This is a genomic window from Pseudomonas cichorii, from assembly GCF_015471405.1.
Taxonomy (GTDB): domain Bacteria; phylum Pseudomonadota; class Gammaproteobacteria; order Pseudomonadales; family Pseudomonadaceae; genus Aquipseudomonas; species Aquipseudomonas serbiensis.
Window position 1 is genome coordinate 18,220 of record NZ_BLVZ01000001.1, and the last position, 16,778, is coordinate 34,997.

Sequence of the window (16,778 nt, forward strand, 5' to 3'; positions counted from 1 at the left end):
TTGCCATGAAACTCAAAATTCTGCCGCTGTTAACTGCTGCCTTGCTGGGGGCTGCGGGCGCACAGGCCGAGACATTGCGCATCGGCTACGCCGATCCCGTGTCGAGCCTGGATCCGCAATTGAACAACTATGCCGGTGATCGATCGGTGGCCTTGCATGTGTTTGGTTCGCTGGTGGAACGCCGTGACACCAAAGTCCTGCCCGGCCTGGCCGAAAGCTGGAAGGTGATCGACCCGCTGACCTGGGAATTCAAGTTGCGTCAGGACGTAAAGTGGCAGGACGGCACGCCTTTCACCGCCGATGACGTTGTGTTCTCTCTGGAGCGCGCACCCAAGGTGCCGGGCAGCCTCTCGTCCTATGCGGCAGCTCTGCGTACAGTCGCTTCGGCCAAGGCGGTCGACGCCTATACCGTGCGCGTGACGACCAGTGTTCCCAACCCCAACCTGCTGCCCAATATCGACTCTATCTACCTGGTCAGCCGGAAAACCGGCTCGGTATCCAGCAGTGAGGATTACAACAGCGGCAAGGCCATGGTCGGCACCGGTCCTTACCGATTCGTTTCCTATGTTCCCGGGGATCGGGCGCTGTTCGAGCGCAACCCGACCTTCTGGGGCACGCCAGCCCACTGGGACAAGGTTGACTACCGTTACATTGCCAACCCGGCAGCCCGAACGGCTGCACTGCTTGCCGGTGACGTTGACGTGATCGACAAGGTGTCGCCAGCGGATGTCGCACGCCTGAGCAAGAGCGATAAAGTCAGCCTGTATGCCTATCCAGGGCTGCGTGCCTTGTTGATTCAGCCGAGCCTGCGTGCTGGCAGCAACGAGTTCATCCATGACAACGACGGCAAGCTGCTGGCGGATAACCCGCTGCGCGACCCGCGTGTACGCCGCGCCTTGTCCCTGGCGATCAACCGCAAGGGTATTACCGAGCGCATTCTGCAGGGCACCGCCACCGAGGCGAATCAGTGGATGCCCGCTGGCACCTTTGGCTACAACCCGGAAATCAAGGACATTCCCTTCGATGTCGCCAAGGCAAAAGCGTTGCTGAGCGAAGCAGGTTATCCCGAAGGTTTCCGTTTGACTGCACACGTGCCGGGTGATCGCTATCCACTGGCGCCCGAATCGATGCAGGCCGTTGCCCAGTTTTGGTCGCGAATCGGTGTAAAGGTGCAGTTGGAAGTGGTGCCTTGGGCTGTCTACGCCGCTCGTGCCAACAAGAACGAGTACGCGGTCAGTGTGATTGCCTGGGGTAACGGTACTGGCGAGGCCAGTTATGGCTTGATCAACATCCTTGCGACACCGGATGCGACCACAGGGCTGGGCGGTTCCAACTGGGGCCATTACAGCAACGCCAAGGTCGATCAAGCGCTCGCGAAGGCCACTGAAGCGTTTGATGATGAGCGTCGTGCGGCAATTCTTCGCGATGCGGCTCAGATCGTGAGTGACGATGTGGGAATCATCCCGCTGTTCCACTACCAGAATATCTGGGCGGCGCGAAAGGGCCTGAAGGTCGAGCCGTTGGTCAGTGACCGCACGGCCGCACAGATGGTTACCGAGGTAAAGTGATGAGCGTCACGCCGTATATACAGGTCGTGCCCGAGGACGGTTTGCTCGACGAGCCCCGGCACATTCGTCTTGGCGGGCTGGAGCCGTATGAGCGGGTATTCTTGAGCAGCGAGACGCTACGCGGCAAAGTCGTCTGGCGCGCCAGTGCCGAGTTCGTCGCAAATGCTCAGGGTGAAGTCGATCTGCAGCGTGACGCTCCGGTCAAGGGTGATTATCAGCAGACAAGCGACATGGGAATGCTCTGGGCCCAGCGGCCTGAGACGGGCGCTTCTGCACAGCCCTTCAATGCCCGCATGGATCAGCCACTGATAACTCGCTTGAGTTTGCGCTCGGCCGCTGGCGAGGCCACGGCTGAGCTGACCCAGCGCTTGATGGCGCCTGGTGTGAGTCGTCGAGAGGTGCGCGCGGGTCGCCTGGTCGGCACGCTGTTCCTGCCGGCTGGAGCGGGGCCGCATCCTGCGGTCATGGTACTCAACGGCTCCGGCGGCGGAATCAACGAGCCTCGCGCTGCGCTTTATGCGTCGCGGGGCTATGCGGCTTTTGCCCTGGCCTATTTCAAGGCTCCGGGCCTGTCCGACTACATTTCCAATACACCCTTGGAGTATTTCCTCGAAGGTCTGGACTGGCTGCGCCAGGAAGTACGTCCGGCGGGTGGCTTTGTCGCACTCAGCGGCCAGTCTCGCGGTGGGGAGCTGGTGCTGCTGTTGGCCAGTATGTTCCCGGAGAAGGTCAACGCAGTGATCGGTTACGTGCCCGGTGCGCTGGTGCATGGCGGACAGGCTGCTGCCGACCCGGCAGTGGGGCGCGATGGCCCGGCCTGGCTTTATCAGGGCAAGCCTCTGGTGCATCTGTGGAACAACAACGCTTACGGCAACTGGGTCGACCGGGATGCCGGGCGGCGCAATGCGCTATCCATCTCCACGGCGTTGCAGGACAAACAGGCAGTTGAGCGTTCGCGTATCCCGGTGCAGAACATCCGCGGGCCAGTGATCATGCTGACTGCTGGCGATGACGCTGCCTGGCCGTCGAGCCTTTACGGGCAGATGGTGGAGAGCAGTCTGAAAGCCGCCGAGCATCCATGGCCCGTACAGCGACTGGATTATCCCGATGCGGGGCATAGCATTCTTTTGCCCTTTATTCCCTCGACTTACAGCCATGACGGCCAACCTGCCGCGAACGCCGAAGCCAACCGTCATTCCTGGCAAGCGGTCCGCGCTTTTCTCGATGCGGCCGTTTCGCAGCACTTAGATAAGGCACAACCATGAGTAATGAAACCCTTTCTGCCTCAGCAGACATCGTTGATCGTGCAGCCGGGCTTGACGTCGGCAGCGCAATCTACGCCGTACGCCAGGTTCGAGGCAAAGTCGTAGCGGCTACCCAAGGCAGCTTCGAGACGATTTTCGATCCTTCCCTGAACACCAGCCTGCCTCTGGAAGAGCGGCTATTGCTGGCGTTGTACGCCTGTCAGTTGAGCGCTCAGCAGGCGTTGGCCGATTTCTATCTGGCCCGTTTGCAGCAAGCACAATTGCCTGAGAGTTGGCTCGGTGCGCTGAATCCCGTTCTCCCCGAGGCTTTTGCCTCGGTACGTTTGCAAGGCATGCTGGAGTTCACCCGTCGGCTGACTGTCAATCCGGTAGAGGGTGACCGTGAAGCCCTGGCAGCTCTGCAAGCTTCTGGCCTGGATACGCCATCGGTCGTTGTCATTGCGCAACTGTTGGCGTTTATTGCTTATCAGGTCCGCCTCACGTCAGGCCTTTCGGCCCTCTCTGCAGCTCATGTCGGCGTCGAATCTGTGCCAGATGTGCCTGTGCAGCAAGAGCCGGGTGCCGTTGGCAGCGAGCCTCTCGACATTCAGGGTTTTACCAGTCGCACTCTGGGCTGGACGTCCTGGCTCAATACCCTTGACCTGACTCAGGCTGACGCTGAGCAACTGGCCGTTCTGGAAGAGAGCCATCCGCAGGCCAAGACTTCGGATTACTACCTGACGCTGATTCACCAGCCGCAGATCCTGCGTCAGCGCTCCGCAGCGTTCAACGCGATCATGTACGCGCCAGGTGGTCTGTCCCGTGCCGAGCGCGAGCTGGCCAGCACTGTCGTGTCGCGTATCAACCAGTGTGTGTATTGCGCGTCGGTGCATGCCCAGCGTTTCGAGCAACTGGCCAAGCGCAATGATGTGATTGCCCAGGTATTTGCCGATCCGCAGACCGCTGGTACGACTGAACGGGAAAAGGCTATCGTGCGTTTTGCCATTGATCTTACCCGGGAACCGGCGTCACTGGGCGCTGAACATATCAGGCCGTTACGTGAGCAGGGGCTCGACGATGGACAGGTACTGGATCTGATCCACGCCATCTCCATTTTTGCCTGGGCCAACCGGCTGATGCTCAATCTGGGCGAGCCGGTCTACACTCCAGTGTAAGAATCTGTTTCATATGTGATAAAAATATTGTCCGAGTGTTGTACAAAATTACCGCTGTAGTATAAATTTTACAGCAGAGCCAGTCGGTGTGGCGCTGACATTGCCGTTTACGGTATAGACCACGCCGCTGGCTCTTCCTATTTTTACCTGTCGGTCTTGTCCGGCAGGAGCACAGAGGCCGTACATGATCGCGCCGCGTTGGTTGCTGCTGGCGCTTATGCTAAGCGGCAGCGCATTTGCCGATTGGCGTGAAGCCTTGCCTGATTCTCGTGTCGTCGGTTCCGGCGATTTCCGTTTTTTCGGATTACGTATCTACTCCGCCCGTTTGTGGACGCCTGCGAAGCCGTTCCTGGCTGACTCCCCCATGGCGCTGGAACTCACTTACCACCGCTCCATCGACCGGGACGAGCTGGTTGACGCCAGCATCGATGAAATCCAGCGTATTTCCGGCTCGTCCGTCAGCGAGGAGCAATTGTCGGTGTGGCGTCAGCAGATGCAGCAGTCTTTCGTCGATGTCGAGCCGGGCATGAAGATCACCGGTGTTTACCTGCCGGGACGTGAGGCACGTTTTTATGTCGGCGCAAAATTGCAGCATGTGGTCCAGGATAGCGAGTTCGCCAAAGCGTTCTTTGCCATCTGGCTGGACCCCAAGACCCGTAATCCGGATTTGCGCGAGCAGTTGCTTGGCAAATGACGGGTCAGTAAAGCTCCTTGTGAATCCTTCCGTCGTTCAGTAACTGCCTGACAAACCCCTCGGCTGTCTCGATATCGAGACGGCCCGCCGAGCGTGCAATGCTTACCAGTGCTTCACAGATGGAACACTCCAGGTTGGCCTTGTTACCGCACAGATACAGATGCGCCCCCTGATTCAGCAAGTCCCAGATGATATGACTATGTTCCACCAGCGCGTCCTGCACGTAATAGCGGGCTTCGTTGTCTCGTGAGAAGGCGGTCAGCACATGGTCCAGCACGCCTTGAGTCTGCCAGTGCTCGATCCGCTCCCGATAGAGAAAATCCGAGGCCTGATGCCGATCGCCGAAAACCAGGCAGGTCGTCGGGTTTGCGGCTTCGTTCTCCAACTGTTCCAGCAAGCCGATCAGGGGCGCGATGCCTGTGCCGGTCCCGATCAGGATCAGCGGATGGCTCACACCGTCCGGCAGATGGAAGCGGGGGTTGCTGCGGGCAAAGATGTTCACGGCTTGAGGTTGCCCAGTGAGAAAACCGGTGGCGGTTCCTTTTCGTTCGCGCCCGGCGAGGCTGTAGGCCACTTCCCTGATACACAAGTCCACGTAATCGGGGTGGCTATGAGATGCAATCGAATAAGCCCTGGGTAAATTGTCGGGCAACCAGTGGGCAAGCTCCTGGACTGTAAAGCATCCGGGTTCGCAGAAGTCGTCGAGCACATCCAGAATGTCCTTGCCGTGCAGGTATTCATCCAGCAGCTTGCGATGGCTGATTTTCAGCAGGCTTTTCAGCTCATCGTTGCCGCTCGCCTTGGCGATATCCCTCAGGACTGACTTGCCGATCTGACGCAACTCCTTGTTGGCCAGGCATGTGCGGGCCTGTTCGTCATCGAACCAGCGGGCAAGGGCGGCGAGTTGTTCGGGCGCGTTTTCGGCCAGAACGTACAGGTTGTCTCCGGCGCGGTACTTGATACCGCTGCCCTGGATATTGAATCTGATGTGGTGCGCGTAAGGCGGGCTCTGATTCAAGCGCCGCTGTTCAAGAATGCTGGCCGGATAAGCCGTTTTCTCACCATAGGCGACGACTTGCAGGTGCAAGGTGGCGCCAGCCTGGCTATCGCCTTGCAGTACCGAGTCGAGCACCCTGGACCATGTCGCAAAGAAGCCCTCGAAATCGGTATCTGCATCGACGCGGTTGATCACCGGCATTGCGTTCCTGCTCGACAGGAGGGTGTCCAGCGTCCTGGTAAAACCGCAGAAGGTCGGGTAGGCGGTGTCGCCCAGCCCGAAGATTGCGTAACGCAGGCCAGCCATGTTGCTGGCCTGCACAGCCTGCTCAAGGAACCGCTCGGCATTGGCTGGCGGTTCCCCGTCACCGAACGAGCTCGACACGACCAGCAGCAGGTCGGTCGCCGTCATCTGTTCCAGGTCCAGGCTATTGAGTTCCCGGGCTTGCGGCGCATAACGTTGCAGAAAGGGCAGGCATTCCAGACGCTGTGCCAGCCCGCGGGCATTGCCCGATTCGGACCCGTAACCGATAAAGACTCGTTCGACGTTCATGGCAGTTTACCGGTCGTAGTATTCGTCGAACTGTTCCTTGGAGAACTCCAGCGCCTCGAAGTCACCCATCAGATCGTTGATGACGCGGCGGATGCTGATGTACTCGACAATATTGCCTTGCTCATCGAACACCGGTTGCACTGTGGTATCGACCACATACAGGCCGCCGGTCTTGGCAACGTTAGGGATTACGCCTGTCCAGATTTCGCCTTTCTTGATGGTATCCCACATGGCCTTGTAGGTACTTTTCGGTACGGCGGGGTGACGCACGATGCTGTGTGGCTGACCGACCAGCTCTTCACGCTCGTAGCCTGTCAGCTTGCAGAACAGATCGTTGACGTAAGTGATATTGCCTTGCAGGTCGGTGGTGGAAATGACCATGACCTTATCGAGAGCATCCAGAACCTTGGTGGTAATCGGGCTTTGCATCGTGAATCTCCAGAAGAGAGAGTGGTGATCTTTCCTCTGGTATTTCAACTTCCATGCCAAATAAAAAACCCAATAAAATCAGCGGTTTTATTGGGTTGGTGTCTTTATGACCTGTTTCGTCATGGAGTCAATATGACTTTTGATGTCATATTGACTAGCCGCCAGTCATATTCATGAAGCGCACGACCTGTACATCGTCATCAAGTGTGAAGTTATGACTCCACGGCTTGAGCTGCATGGCATCGACTATGGCTTTTTCCAGCTTGTGGGGCTGGCCGGGGTTGGCCCGCAGCACGGCTTTGAGGTCAACCGAATGCTCGTTGCCCAGGCACAGCAGCAGCCGGCCTTCCACCGTCAGGCGCACGCGGTTGCAGGTGCCGCAGAAGTTATGGCTATGGGGGGAAATGAAGCCAATGCGGATATCAGGGGCTTCTGCCAGACGCCAGTAGCGCGACGGACCTTGAGTGGAGTCCGTGGACGCAACCAGTGTGTAGCGCTCGGCGATGCGTTCGCGAACCTGATCGCTTGAGTAAAATGCCTCGGCACGGCTGTGCTCGCTGATGATGCCCAGCGGCATTTCTTCAATGAAGGAAACATCCAGCTTGCGATCGATGGCAAAGGCCAGCAGATCATTGATCTCGTGATCGTTGCGGCCACGCATCACCACGCAATTGAGCTTGGTGTGGGTGAAGCCTGCGGCATTCGCGGCGTCGATCCCGGCGATGACCTTGTTCAGATCACCAGTGCGTGTCATTTCCCGGAAACGTTGCGGGTCCAGACTGTCGAGGCTGATGTTGAGGCGCGTAACCCCGGCATCGAACAGTGGCGAGGCCAGTTTGTCCAGTTGCGAGCCGTTGGTGGTCATGCACAGTTCGCGCAGGCCGGGCAGGGCGGCGATACGCTTGCACAGGTCGACAATACCGGAGCGCACCAGCGGCTCGCCACCGGTGAGGCGAATCTTGCGGGTGCCCAGAGCCACGAAGCGCTCGGCGACCTGATGGATTTCCTCCAGCGACAGGATCTGTTGCCGAGGCAGGAATGTCATCTCTTCGGCCATACAGTACACGCAACGAAAATCGCACCGGTCGGTCACCGACATGCGCAGATAATCGACTTTGCGTGCAAAACGGTCCATCAGGACGGGATCTGACATCTCACCTTCTCAATATGCTGTAGGTGCAAGCTTGCTGAGTCCAATTGCCGCAGTCCAATCGCTTGTGATGATGACATGATCGACTGGATCTATGGCGTCTTGCCAGCGCTCGCCGAGCGGCGCTCGTAATGCTCCAGCAATGGCTGGATGCTAATGCCATGCAGTAGGATACTCAATGCAACTACCGACAAGGTCATGCCAATGGCGGTATGTACTGCATCTTGCGGTAAACCGTGGGTCAAGGCAAAACACAGATAATACAGACTGCCGATTCCGCGTATGCCAAACCAGCCGACCAGCGCCTTTTGCCGACGGTCCAGCAGGCGTCGGCTCACCAAAAGCCAGACGCTGGCCGGGCGAATGATGCAGAACAGCGCCAGGCCAAGGCCGATGGCCCGCCAGTCCCAGTACAACGCCAGTGCCGCGCCCAGCAGGGTAATCAAAAGCACTTCCATCGAACGTTCGATCAGACTGCCGAATGCCAGCATATCGCCCATCATGATCCCGGCGGCCAATTGCGACTCGCTCAGGTCCTCGCTCTCGGCGACTGTGGCCTTTTCCTGATTGGCGGTCATATGGCCAATCACCGGTTGGGCTACATGCTCGGAGGGCAAATGGGATTGAGTGATGCGTGCTTCGGCCTGCCTCAAGCCGAACCCGGCCGCGAATACCGAGAGAAAACCAAAGGCACCTGCGCCTTCTGCAACCACGTAAGACAAGGCAATCAAGGCCAGAGCCAGGAAATCATTGGGTGAGGTCGTGCTGTCTGCATTCCTGATCCGCAGGAAGATCATCAGATGCCCGACGCCACGGCCCATGCCGTAACCGATCAACATGCCGGCCGGCACGCCCCAGACCAGGCTCTTGACTGCCCAGTGCTGAACCCATCCGGCTTCCAGACCGCCATTGCTCATATACAACAAGGCAAAGATCACGAACGGAAACGCAGTGCCATCGTTCATGCCAGCCTCACCGGAAAGCCCGAAACGCAAGCGATCCTGATCCTGGGCATTGGTCACCTGCACCAGCCCCGCCAGTACCGGATCGGTGGGCGAAAGCATGGCACCCAGCAGCAGCGAGATACCCCATGACAGACCGAACAGGTAGTGCGCGGCCAGGCAAGTACCAGCAATCGTGGCAAGCATCACCGGCCCGGCCAGCCAATACGCCGAATGCCAGGCTTTGCTGCGCAGTGGCTGTCGCAACTTGATCCCGGTATTGAACAGCGAAAACAGCACTGCAACCTCGGTCAGACGTTCCAGCCAGTGTCTGGCTTCATGGACATCCAGCTTCAGCATCTCCAGCCCCATCGGCCCAATCGCGAAACCGAACGCCAGGCACACCGCCGATGTCGTGACCGGCAACCAGCGCAAGAAGGATGAGGTCAGTGCCAGCAGCATCAACAACGCGCCGAGCACCGTCATGCAGATCGTGAAGCTCATAGAGGCATGCCCATCGCAATCGGGTGACGTATGGTCTTGTGACTGTGGGGTGACGGGTTAGTTGAGAGAATCTGACAGTGGGAGGGGCATGCTGCCGAGGGGCGTTGAGTGTGAGACGCTTGTTGGCCGGTCGTTGTAAACTTGCCGCGTCAAAGGCGTTGCTCAATAAACGCCGCCCTTTTACTCATTCAAGCAAGGTACCCATGGCCAGCCAGGACATCACATTTATCCCCGATCCCGACGCCACATCCATTTCTTCCGACGTTGCCGGCTTCGGTGGCTTGCTGGTTTCCACCCAGATTCCCACACGCGCCGACGGCAGCCTGGAGTTGGGCGGCATCGTCGAGCAGAGCGAATGCACCTTGCAGGCACTCAAGGTTGCGCTGGAACGTGCGGGCAGTTCCATGGATCGGGTGTTGCACCTGACCATCTACCTCACCGACATGGCTGACCGTGCTGCTTTCAATGAGGTCTACCAGCGCTTCTTCGCCAAGCCCTGGCCGGTGCGTGCTGCGGTTGGCGTGGCGGCATTGGCAGTAGAAGGCATGCGCGTTGAAGTGACGGCGATGGCCGCCAAGGCATAACGCCGGTAGGAGCGAATTTATTCGCGAAAGGCCAGTACATTCCATAAAGATTCATCGCCTGGAATTCTGTCTCGCGAATGAATTCGCTCCTACGGCGCCAAAGACTCAATGTGTCACGCTTTCAGGCGACCCCGCCCACAAATGGTCCAGGTTCTTGAATCCCCAGTTCTTCGCGCATTCGCGGCTGACGATTCTGTCCTCGCCAGCCTGTGTGGAGAGATCTATCAGGGTGTGGGCGATGGGCATCTTGCACAAGGCCGAGTAGAACACTTTGACCTTGGGCGTCAGCAGCGAAGTCTTGTTCTGCTCCATCACGATGCCCAGGTTGCCGCTTTCCAGGCGCACCAGTGAGCCCACCGGGTAGATGCCGACGCATTTGACGAAGGCCTGGAAGATCTTTTCGTCAAAATGCCCGGTCCACTCGGCCATTCTGCTGATCGATTCGGCCGGGCTCCAGCAGGCTTTGTAGGGGCGATCGGAAGTAATGGCGTCATAAACGTCGCAAATGGCGCCCATTCTGGCAAACAGGCTGATCTGTGAACCCGCGAGCCGGTCAGGGTAGCCGCTGCCATCGAAACGTTCGTGGTGGTGCAGGCATACATCCAGCACCCGGGGGCTGAAGTGTTTGCTTTCACCCAGCAACTGACAGCCGAGTTCGGGATGCTTGCGAACGATTGCAAACTCTTCGTCGCTGAGTTTCCCGGGCTTGCTGAGGATGGCCGATGGTATTGCCAGCTTGCCGACATCATGCAGCAGGCCTGCCAGGCCAGCTTCCTTGACCAGGCTTTCGGGCAAGGCCAGTTGACGAGCCAGGGCAATCATCAACCCAGCCACGGCAACCGAATGCATGTAAGTGTACTCATCAGCGCTTCTCAACCGTGCCAGGCTGAGCAGTGCATCGGGATGGCGCGCCAATGAGTCCGAAATGTCGTCGATCAGGTCGCCCATGTCTTCCAGCTCGGCGATCCGGCCCATGCGCACATCGCTGAATATCCGGGCCACTGCGGCCTTGGAGCGCAGGCAGAGCTCTCTGGCGTAGCCGATTTCTTCTGCCAATTCGCAAGGCTGGTTCTGTCGGGGTGGCGAGGAGGGGGTCTTGCTCTTGTTGACGGGCTCTATATCGAGGCCTCTGCTGCCATCGATCCACAGTCGGGTGATGCTGGAGCTGCGGATGCGTTGCAGGTCGCTTTCATGCTTGAGCAGAAAGCTGCTGGTCCAGAAAGAGTGGTCGGCGCGCAAGTCGCACAGTTCGTGTACATACATGCCGAGACGAAGCTCGGTGACGGGAATGTGTTTGAGCACGATAAATACCTGCTTTGGCTTGATCGTGAATCAGCAGAACATTCATCCCTTGATTGTTCAGACGTGTTCGTTAAACGGAGAACCGGGAAACCAGTCGGTTCAGGTCGACAGCCAGCCTGGAAAGCTCATGGCTGGCCGTTGAGGTCTGATCGGCAGCCGAGGAGCTTTGCACCGACAGATTCCTGATGCTGACCAGGTTCTCATCGACGGATCGCGCCACATGGGCCTGTTCTTCGGACGCGGTGGCGATCAGCAGGTTGCGCTCGTTGATCTGGGAGATGGCGGTAGTGATTTCCTTTATTGCGGCCCCGGATTCCTGGGCGATCAGCAAGGTCGCATCGGCTTCTTCACTGCTTTGTTTCATCGATTGCACGGCCAGGGTCGAATCCTTCTGGATGCCCTGGATCATCTGCTCGATTTCCTGAGTCGAGGATTGAGTACGGTGGGCCAGAGCCCGGACTTCGTCAGCCACCACTGCGAAGCCGCGGCCTTGTTCACCTGCGCGAGCCGCCTCGATTGCCGCATTGAGTGCCAACAGATTGGTCTGCTCTGCAATGGCACGAATGACGTCCAGTACCTTGGCGATGTTCTGCGCCTGATTGGCCAGACCTTCGACTTCGGTGCTGGTGCGGTCGACCGTAGCGCTGAGTTTTTCGAGCGCGCCGATGGTTTTGCTGACACATTCCTGTCCGGTTTTTGCCGAGCGTTCCGAGGCCTGAGTGGATTCCGAGGCGGACACCGCATTGCGGGCGACCTCTTCAATGGCTGCGGTCATCTCATTTACAGCGGTGGCTGCCTGTTCGGTTTCCATGGATTGACGCTGGATGCCGTTTGTCGACTCCTGAGTGATCGAACTCATTTCCTCTGCCGCCGAAGCCAGAAGGCCGGAGGAATCGGAGATATGTTGAATGGTACTTTTCAGGCTGGAGAGCATGGTCGCAGTTGCACTTTGCAACTCTGTCAGCTCATCGGCACCGGTAATTTCCACATGGGTGTGTAAATCACCTTCGGCAATGCGTTGGGTGGTTTCAAGCAGTGCCTTGACGGGGCGAGCGATACTGCGGGTAAAAACGGTCGCGACCAGGATTGTCACGATAACGGCAATGACAATAAATACGATCGAGAATGTCACCCCGTTTTCATAAGCGGTGTTTGCTGCGCTGCCTGATTGCTCCGAAATCTTGACATTGACCTCTATCAAGGCCTCTATGGACGATTGCAGTGCCTTGGCTTGCGGGCTGCTGGTGTCCCGGATAAAGACGAAGAGTTCGTTGTTGGTCTTGGTCTTGCTGAGTTCCATCAACTCATCGATCTTGGCGATATAGGCCTGAGCATTGGCTTTGACCTGACGATAGACCTGCTCTTCGGTGTCGTTGGATACCATGGGGGCATAGTTGTCGGTCATCTGAATCAGTGTGTTTTTCAGACCTTTCAACTTGTCCAGAGAGGCGCTGCTCTGCCGGTCTTCATCCATCACGAATCGCCGGGCATCCAGGCGGTAGAGCAGGCCTGCGGTCTCGATTCTTCCAGCCTGTCTTACGCTGGGCAGCAGGTCGGTCTGCAACTTGCGTACGGAGTTATGGAGGCTATCCATCTTGTAAAGAACAGTTCCTCCCAAGCCTATGAGAAGCAGGCATATAAGGCCGAAACTGAGAAGGGCGCGCGTATTCAACCGGATATTTCTTATTTTCATTTTTGGATCCTCTTTGCCCCTGTTAGAGCAGCAGCCAACAATCGATCGCGTGGCAACGTGATATCACTGTAGGTGCTGTGATGTGAAAAAAACATAGTGGGCAAAGAAAACTTTTATTGCGTAAATGCACTATCAATTGAATCTATTAATTCAAGTTTTCCTGAAAGTAGACGTGAGGATGCGATAGGCAGTGTCGACGCCAACTGTCTATCGCTATGAAGGGTTATAAAGTTTCATATTTAAGTGAATGGGAATGTTTTATAGAGTGTCATTAATTTGCCGTCAATAATTAAGCGGCGGATTGATCCGTGGCAGGAAATATCATGCTGAAACAGGTATAAGTTCCCGGTGTACTTTGCACTGTTACATGCCCTTCATGCAGGCTCATGATGGAGCGTACGATTGCCAGTCCCAACCCGGTACCGCCCTGATGCCGCGAACGGCTGGCATGGACCCGGTAAAAGCGGTCGAACAGGCGTGGCAGATGTTCGGCCTCGATACCCTCACCGGTGTTGCCGACGTGGAGCGAAACCCGATCCTGTTGCTGTTCAAGGCTGATGTCGATTGTGCTTCCTTCAGGGCTGTGCCTTATGGCGTTGGAGAGCAGGTTCGAGATGGCCCGCTGGATCATCAGACGCTCGCCGTTTATTCGTGCGTGCCCGGTTACCTGTAGGGAAATGGCCTTTTCTTCAGCCGACAAGGCAAACAGTTCGACTACCTTGTCCACTTCTTCCGCCAGATCGATCCGCGTGAAGGCTATGGGGGCCAGGGGCTGGCTGACGCTGGCCAGGAACAGCATCTGGGACACCATGCGCGACATGCGCTCCAGCTCTTCGGTACAGGATTCAAGCACCTGCTTGTATTCGCCGGGCGGTCTCTCCCTGGAAAGCGTCACCTGGGCCTTGCCCATCAGGTTGTTCATGGGCGAGCGAAGTTCATGGGCCAGATCGTCAGAGAACTGCGTCAACTGCTGAACATCGCTGTCCAGACGGTGCAGCATGAAATTGATCGCATGGGCCAGATTGCTCAGTTCGTCAGGCAGGTCGCTGGTCTTTACCCGATGCGTGAGGTCGCGTGCCGATATCATTTGCGCCACCTTGCGAAAGGCCCGCAGCGGTTTGAGGCCGCGATGCACCACCCACCAGGCGACCGCGCCGACCAGAAGCAGAATCAGCGGCAAGGCGATCAGGGTCGAGGTCATATAAGACTTCAGCAAGGCAATATCGCTTTGCCGGTCGAGAGACAACAGGACGGTTACCCTCTGTTTATCGCGCAATGGCACCAGCCTTGAGGCAATCAGTACCTTGCCGTTGCTCTGGCTGTCGGCGTTCATGGCCAGAATCTGCGCTGCCGTTGCATGACCCATGTTGAACAGCACATGAGTTGGATCGTCAGGATCGATGATCGCCAGACTGAAATCGTCATGGCCCATGATCTGGTCACGCAGGTTATGAGGGTTGAGCATGATATCCGCTCTGCTGGCCGTCTCGGCCAGGCTGTGCTCGATCTGCTTGAGCTTTTCTTCCAGGCTGTTGGTGGCGCGCAGATCCAGTTGGCGCGAGATGGCCAGCGAGGCCAGGGTCGCCATGACGATGACCAGGATGGCGCACATCAGGCTGACGGTCAGCCCCAGTTGCATGGACAGCCGCGTGGGTTTCATTCGCGGGACTCCAGCACATAACCCACGCCGCGCAGGGTATGGATCAGCTTGTTGTCGAACGGGTCATCGATCTTGGCCCGCAGGCGGCGGATGGAAACTTCAACCACGTTGGTATCGCAATCGAAGTTCATGTCCCACACCAGGGAAATGATCTGAGTGCGCGACAGAACCTCGCCGCTGTGACGCATCAACAAATGCAGAAGGGCGAACTCCTTGGTCGTCAGGTCAATACGCTGCTTGCCCCGGAATGCACGATGCCGGCCCTGATCGAGTTCCAGGTCCGCTACCTGCAACACCTGAGGCACGTTGGCCTGATCGCTGCGTCGCATCAGGGTGCGAATCCTTGCAAGCAGTTCAGGAAACTCGAAGGGCTTGACCAGATAGTCGTCCGCTCCCGATTCCAGGCCTTTGATCTTTTCATCGAGGCGACCACGGGCGGTCACGATCATGACCCGGGTGTTACTGGTCTTGCGCAGTTGTGCCAGGACATCCCAGCCATCCATGCCAGGCAGGTTGATGTCCAGAATGACAACGTCATAGATCTGTTGTTGTGCCAGGCAAAGGCCGTCAATTCCTGTTGCGGCGATATCGACGATATAGCCGCTTTCGGTCAGGCCCTGATGCATGTACTCGGCAGTTTTCGGCTCGTCCTCGACCACAAGGATTCGCATGGTTGAATATCCTGTTTGAGTAAATCGGTGAGTGAATAATCTCCAATACCCTGGAAGGCTATTCGTGAGTGCGTTTTTTCATTGCAAGATGCTGGCGTGCAGGATTCTGGAGTCTGTAGCGGCTACAGGGTCAACCTGATTTCGTGGATTACTTTAAGGCCAAAGTCTCGTGCTTTTTGCAGATAACGAAATTGTAATTTTCCAGCAACCCCACTGATAACTGCGATTCCCTAAAGTCCCTGCGTCAACCTCGGCAGCACATGCTTGCCGGTGCAATCGCCGATCAGGCGTGGATTTATGCAAGTGGGGAAGTACAACGTGCGCGGCTATCGAATCTTGAACAGTCCACCGGGCAGCAAGCCCGGCAGAATGAAAATGGGCCTTGCCTGTGTGCTGTTCCTGGCGGCTTGCAGCCAGAGCGCGACGGCTGCACAAGCACAGGTCATCAATCTTTCCGAAGCGCTGGACACAGCCTTTTCCATGAACCCGGATCTGGCTGCCGCTCGCAGGGAAATCGACATCGCCCAGGGGGAAAGGCAGCAGGCAGGATTGATACCCAACCCCGAGTTGTCATGGGAGATGGAAGACACCCGCAAGGCGACCAGCACCACGACCATCGCCATCAGTCAGGCACTGGAACTGGGTGGCAAGCGAGGTGCCCGGATCGATGTCGCCAGCCGCGCCCAGGATGTCGCTGCACTTGAACTTGAACAACGTGGCAACGCTTTACGCGGCGATGTGGTCCAGGCCTTTTTTGCTGCCTTGCGGGCGCAGGCCGGGCTGGATCTTGCGCTGGAGTCCCAGGCCTTGGCCGAGCGCGGGCTTCAGGTTGCCGAAGGCCGGATTCGTGCCGGCAAATCGTCGCCTGTAGAAGCCACTCGCGCTCAGGTGCAACTGGCCGAAACCCGTTTGCAGGTGCGTCAGGCTCAGATCGCCAAGTCGGGCGCCTGGCGTGAACTGTCCCGGATCATGGGCCAGTCGCAGAGCTCTTTCGAGCGTCTGCAATCCCCGAACCTGTCGCCGGGCAAGGCGCCTCACGCGCCGACCCTGTTGAATGAAATCAAGCAGACCGCCGAGCTGCGCCTGGCTGAAACGCGCATAGCACTGGGCGAAGCGCAACTGGGTTCACAGAAGGCGCAACGCATTCCCAATCTCACCGTCAGCGTGGGCAGCCAATACAGTCGAGAGGAACGCGAGCGGGTCAATGTCGTCGGCTTTTCCGTGCCGATTCCACTGTTCGACCGCAATCAGGGCAATGTCCTGGCGGCAGCACGCCGGGCCGATCAGTCCCGTGACCTGCGCAACTCCGTTGAGTTGAAGCTGCGTACCCAGACGCAACTTGCGCTGGATCAGTGGGACACGGCAGCCCAAGAGGCCGAGTCGTTCACCAAGGTCATCCTGCCGGCCGCTCAACAAGCCGTCGATACCGCGACCCGTGGATTCGAGATGGGCAAGTTCGGTTTTCTTGAAGTGCTCGATGCGCAGCGCACCTTGATTGCTGCACGCAGCCAATACCTGGAGTCGTTGGCCCGTGCGGCTGATGCACGGGTTGCCATCGAACGCATCTACGGCGATTCGGGCCGTTTTCTCACTCAACTTCAATAGCCAGCGGTG

14 protein-coding genes are annotated in these 16,778 nt (G+C 57.7%); 6 read left to right on the forward strand and 8 right to left on the reverse strand.

Features of this window, described 5'->3' with window-relative positions; translation table 11 throughout:
- The first annotated feature begins 5 nt into the window (after positions 1-5).
- The 4 genes from JL015_RS00065 (at position 6) to JL015_RS00080 (ending at position 4,681) form a co-directional block, all read left to right on the forward strand.
- A complete protein-coding gene (locus tag JL015_RS00065; RefSeq protein WP_201016905.1) occupies positions 6-1,568 on the forward strand; it encodes an ABC transporter substrate-binding protein in 1,563 nt (520 codons plus the stop codon).
- On the forward strand, positions 1,568-2,833 hold the full coding sequence (locus JL015_RS00070) for an acyl-CoA thioesterase/BAAT N-terminal domain-containing protein (protein WP_201016906.1): 1,266 nt from the start codon (positions 1,568-1,570) through the stop codon (positions 2,831-2,833). The genes JL015_RS00065 and JL015_RS00070 overlap by 1 nt, the downstream gene beginning before the upstream one ends.
- Before the next feature lie 542 nt (positions 2,834-3,375).
- Entirely contained in the window at positions 3,376-3,987 is a 612-nt protein-coding gene (locus JL015_RS00075; RefSeq protein WP_201017196.1) for a peroxidase-related enzyme, read from the forward strand.
- A gap of 184 nt (positions 3,988-4,171) precedes the next feature.
- On the forward strand, positions 4,172-4,681 hold the full coding sequence (locus JL015_RS00080) for a chalcone isomerase family protein (RefSeq protein WP_201016907.1): 510 nt from the start codon (positions 4,172-4,174) through the stop codon (positions 4,679-4,681).
- A gap of 4 nt (positions 4,682-4,685) precedes the next feature.
- Here JL015_RS00080 and JL015_RS00085 read toward each other — a convergent pair whose 3' ends face one another.
- The 4 genes from JL015_RS00085 to JL015_RS00100 form a co-directional block, all read right to left on the reverse strand.
- Complete coding sequence (locus JL015_RS00085) at positions 4,686-6,230, reverse strand: flavodoxin domain-containing protein (RefSeq protein WP_201016908.1); 1,545 nt, start codon at positions 6,228-6,230, stop codon at positions 4,686-4,688.
- Positions 6,231-6,236: 6 nt separating this feature from the next.
- Positions 6,237-6,659, reverse strand: a complete 423-nt coding sequence (locus tag JL015_RS00090) for a PAS domain-containing protein (RefSeq protein ID WP_201000313.1) — start codon at positions 6,657-6,659, stop codon at positions 6,237-6,239.
- A gap of 154 nt (positions 6,660-6,813) precedes the next feature.
- Positions 6,814-7,812, reverse strand: coding sequence for a GTP 3',8-cyclase MoaA (moaA, locus tag JL015_RS00095; protein ID WP_201000314.1), 999 nt, complete (start codon positions 7,810-7,812; stop codon positions 6,814-6,816).
- Positions 7,813-7,901: 89 nt separating this feature from the next.
- Complete coding sequence (locus JL015_RS00100) at positions 7,902-9,254, reverse strand: cation:proton antiporter (RefSeq protein ID WP_201016909.1); 1,353 nt, start codon at positions 9,252-9,254, stop codon at positions 7,902-7,904.
- A 203-nt stretch (positions 9,255-9,457) separates the two neighbouring features.
- Here JL015_RS00100 and JL015_RS00105 point away from each other — a divergent pair, with 203 nt between their 5' ends.
- Entirely contained in the window at positions 9,458-9,838 is a 381-nt protein-coding gene (locus tag JL015_RS00105) for a RidA family protein (protein ID WP_201000316.1), read from the forward strand.
- 105 nt (positions 9,839-9,943) lie between these two features.
- Here JL015_RS00105 and JL015_RS00110 read toward each other — a convergent pair whose 3' ends face one another.
- From JL015_RS00110 to JL015_RS00125, 4 genes are all read right to left on the reverse strand, one after another.
- Entirely contained in the window at positions 9,944-11,140 is a 1,197-nt protein-coding gene (locus tag JL015_RS00110; protein WP_201016910.1) for an HD-GYP domain-containing protein, read from the reverse strand.
- 70 nt (positions 11,141-11,210) lie between these two features.
- The gene (locus JL015_RS00115; RefSeq protein ID WP_201016911.1) at positions 11,211-12,833 is read right to left on the reverse strand and encodes a methyl-accepting chemotaxis protein; all 1,623 of its coding nucleotides are present in this window, start codon (positions 12,831-12,833) and stop codon (positions 11,211-11,213) included.
- 289 nt (positions 12,834-13,122) lie between these two features.
- Complete coding sequence (locus JL015_RS00120; protein ID WP_201016912.1) at positions 13,123-14,493, reverse strand: heavy metal sensor histidine kinase; 1,371 nt, start codon at positions 14,491-14,493, stop codon at positions 13,123-13,125.
- Positions 14,490-15,164 carry a heavy metal response regulator transcription factor gene (locus JL015_RS00125; RefSeq protein WP_201016913.1) on the reverse strand — a complete coding sequence of 225 codons (675 nt, stop codon included), beginning with the start codon at positions 15,162-15,164 and terminating at the stop codon, positions 14,490-14,492. Before JL015_RS00125 ends, JL015_RS00120 begins: the two co-directional genes overlap by 4 nt.
- A gap of 369 nt (positions 15,165-15,533) precedes the next feature.
- On the opposite strand from JL015_RS00125, the gene JL015_RS00130 reads away from it, so the two are divergent.
- Positions 15,534-16,769, forward strand: coding sequence for a TolC family protein (locus tag JL015_RS00130; protein WP_201017197.1), 1,236 nt, complete (start codon positions 15,534-15,536; stop codon positions 16,767-16,769).
- The last annotated feature ends 9 nt before the right edge of the window (positions 16,770-16,778 follow it).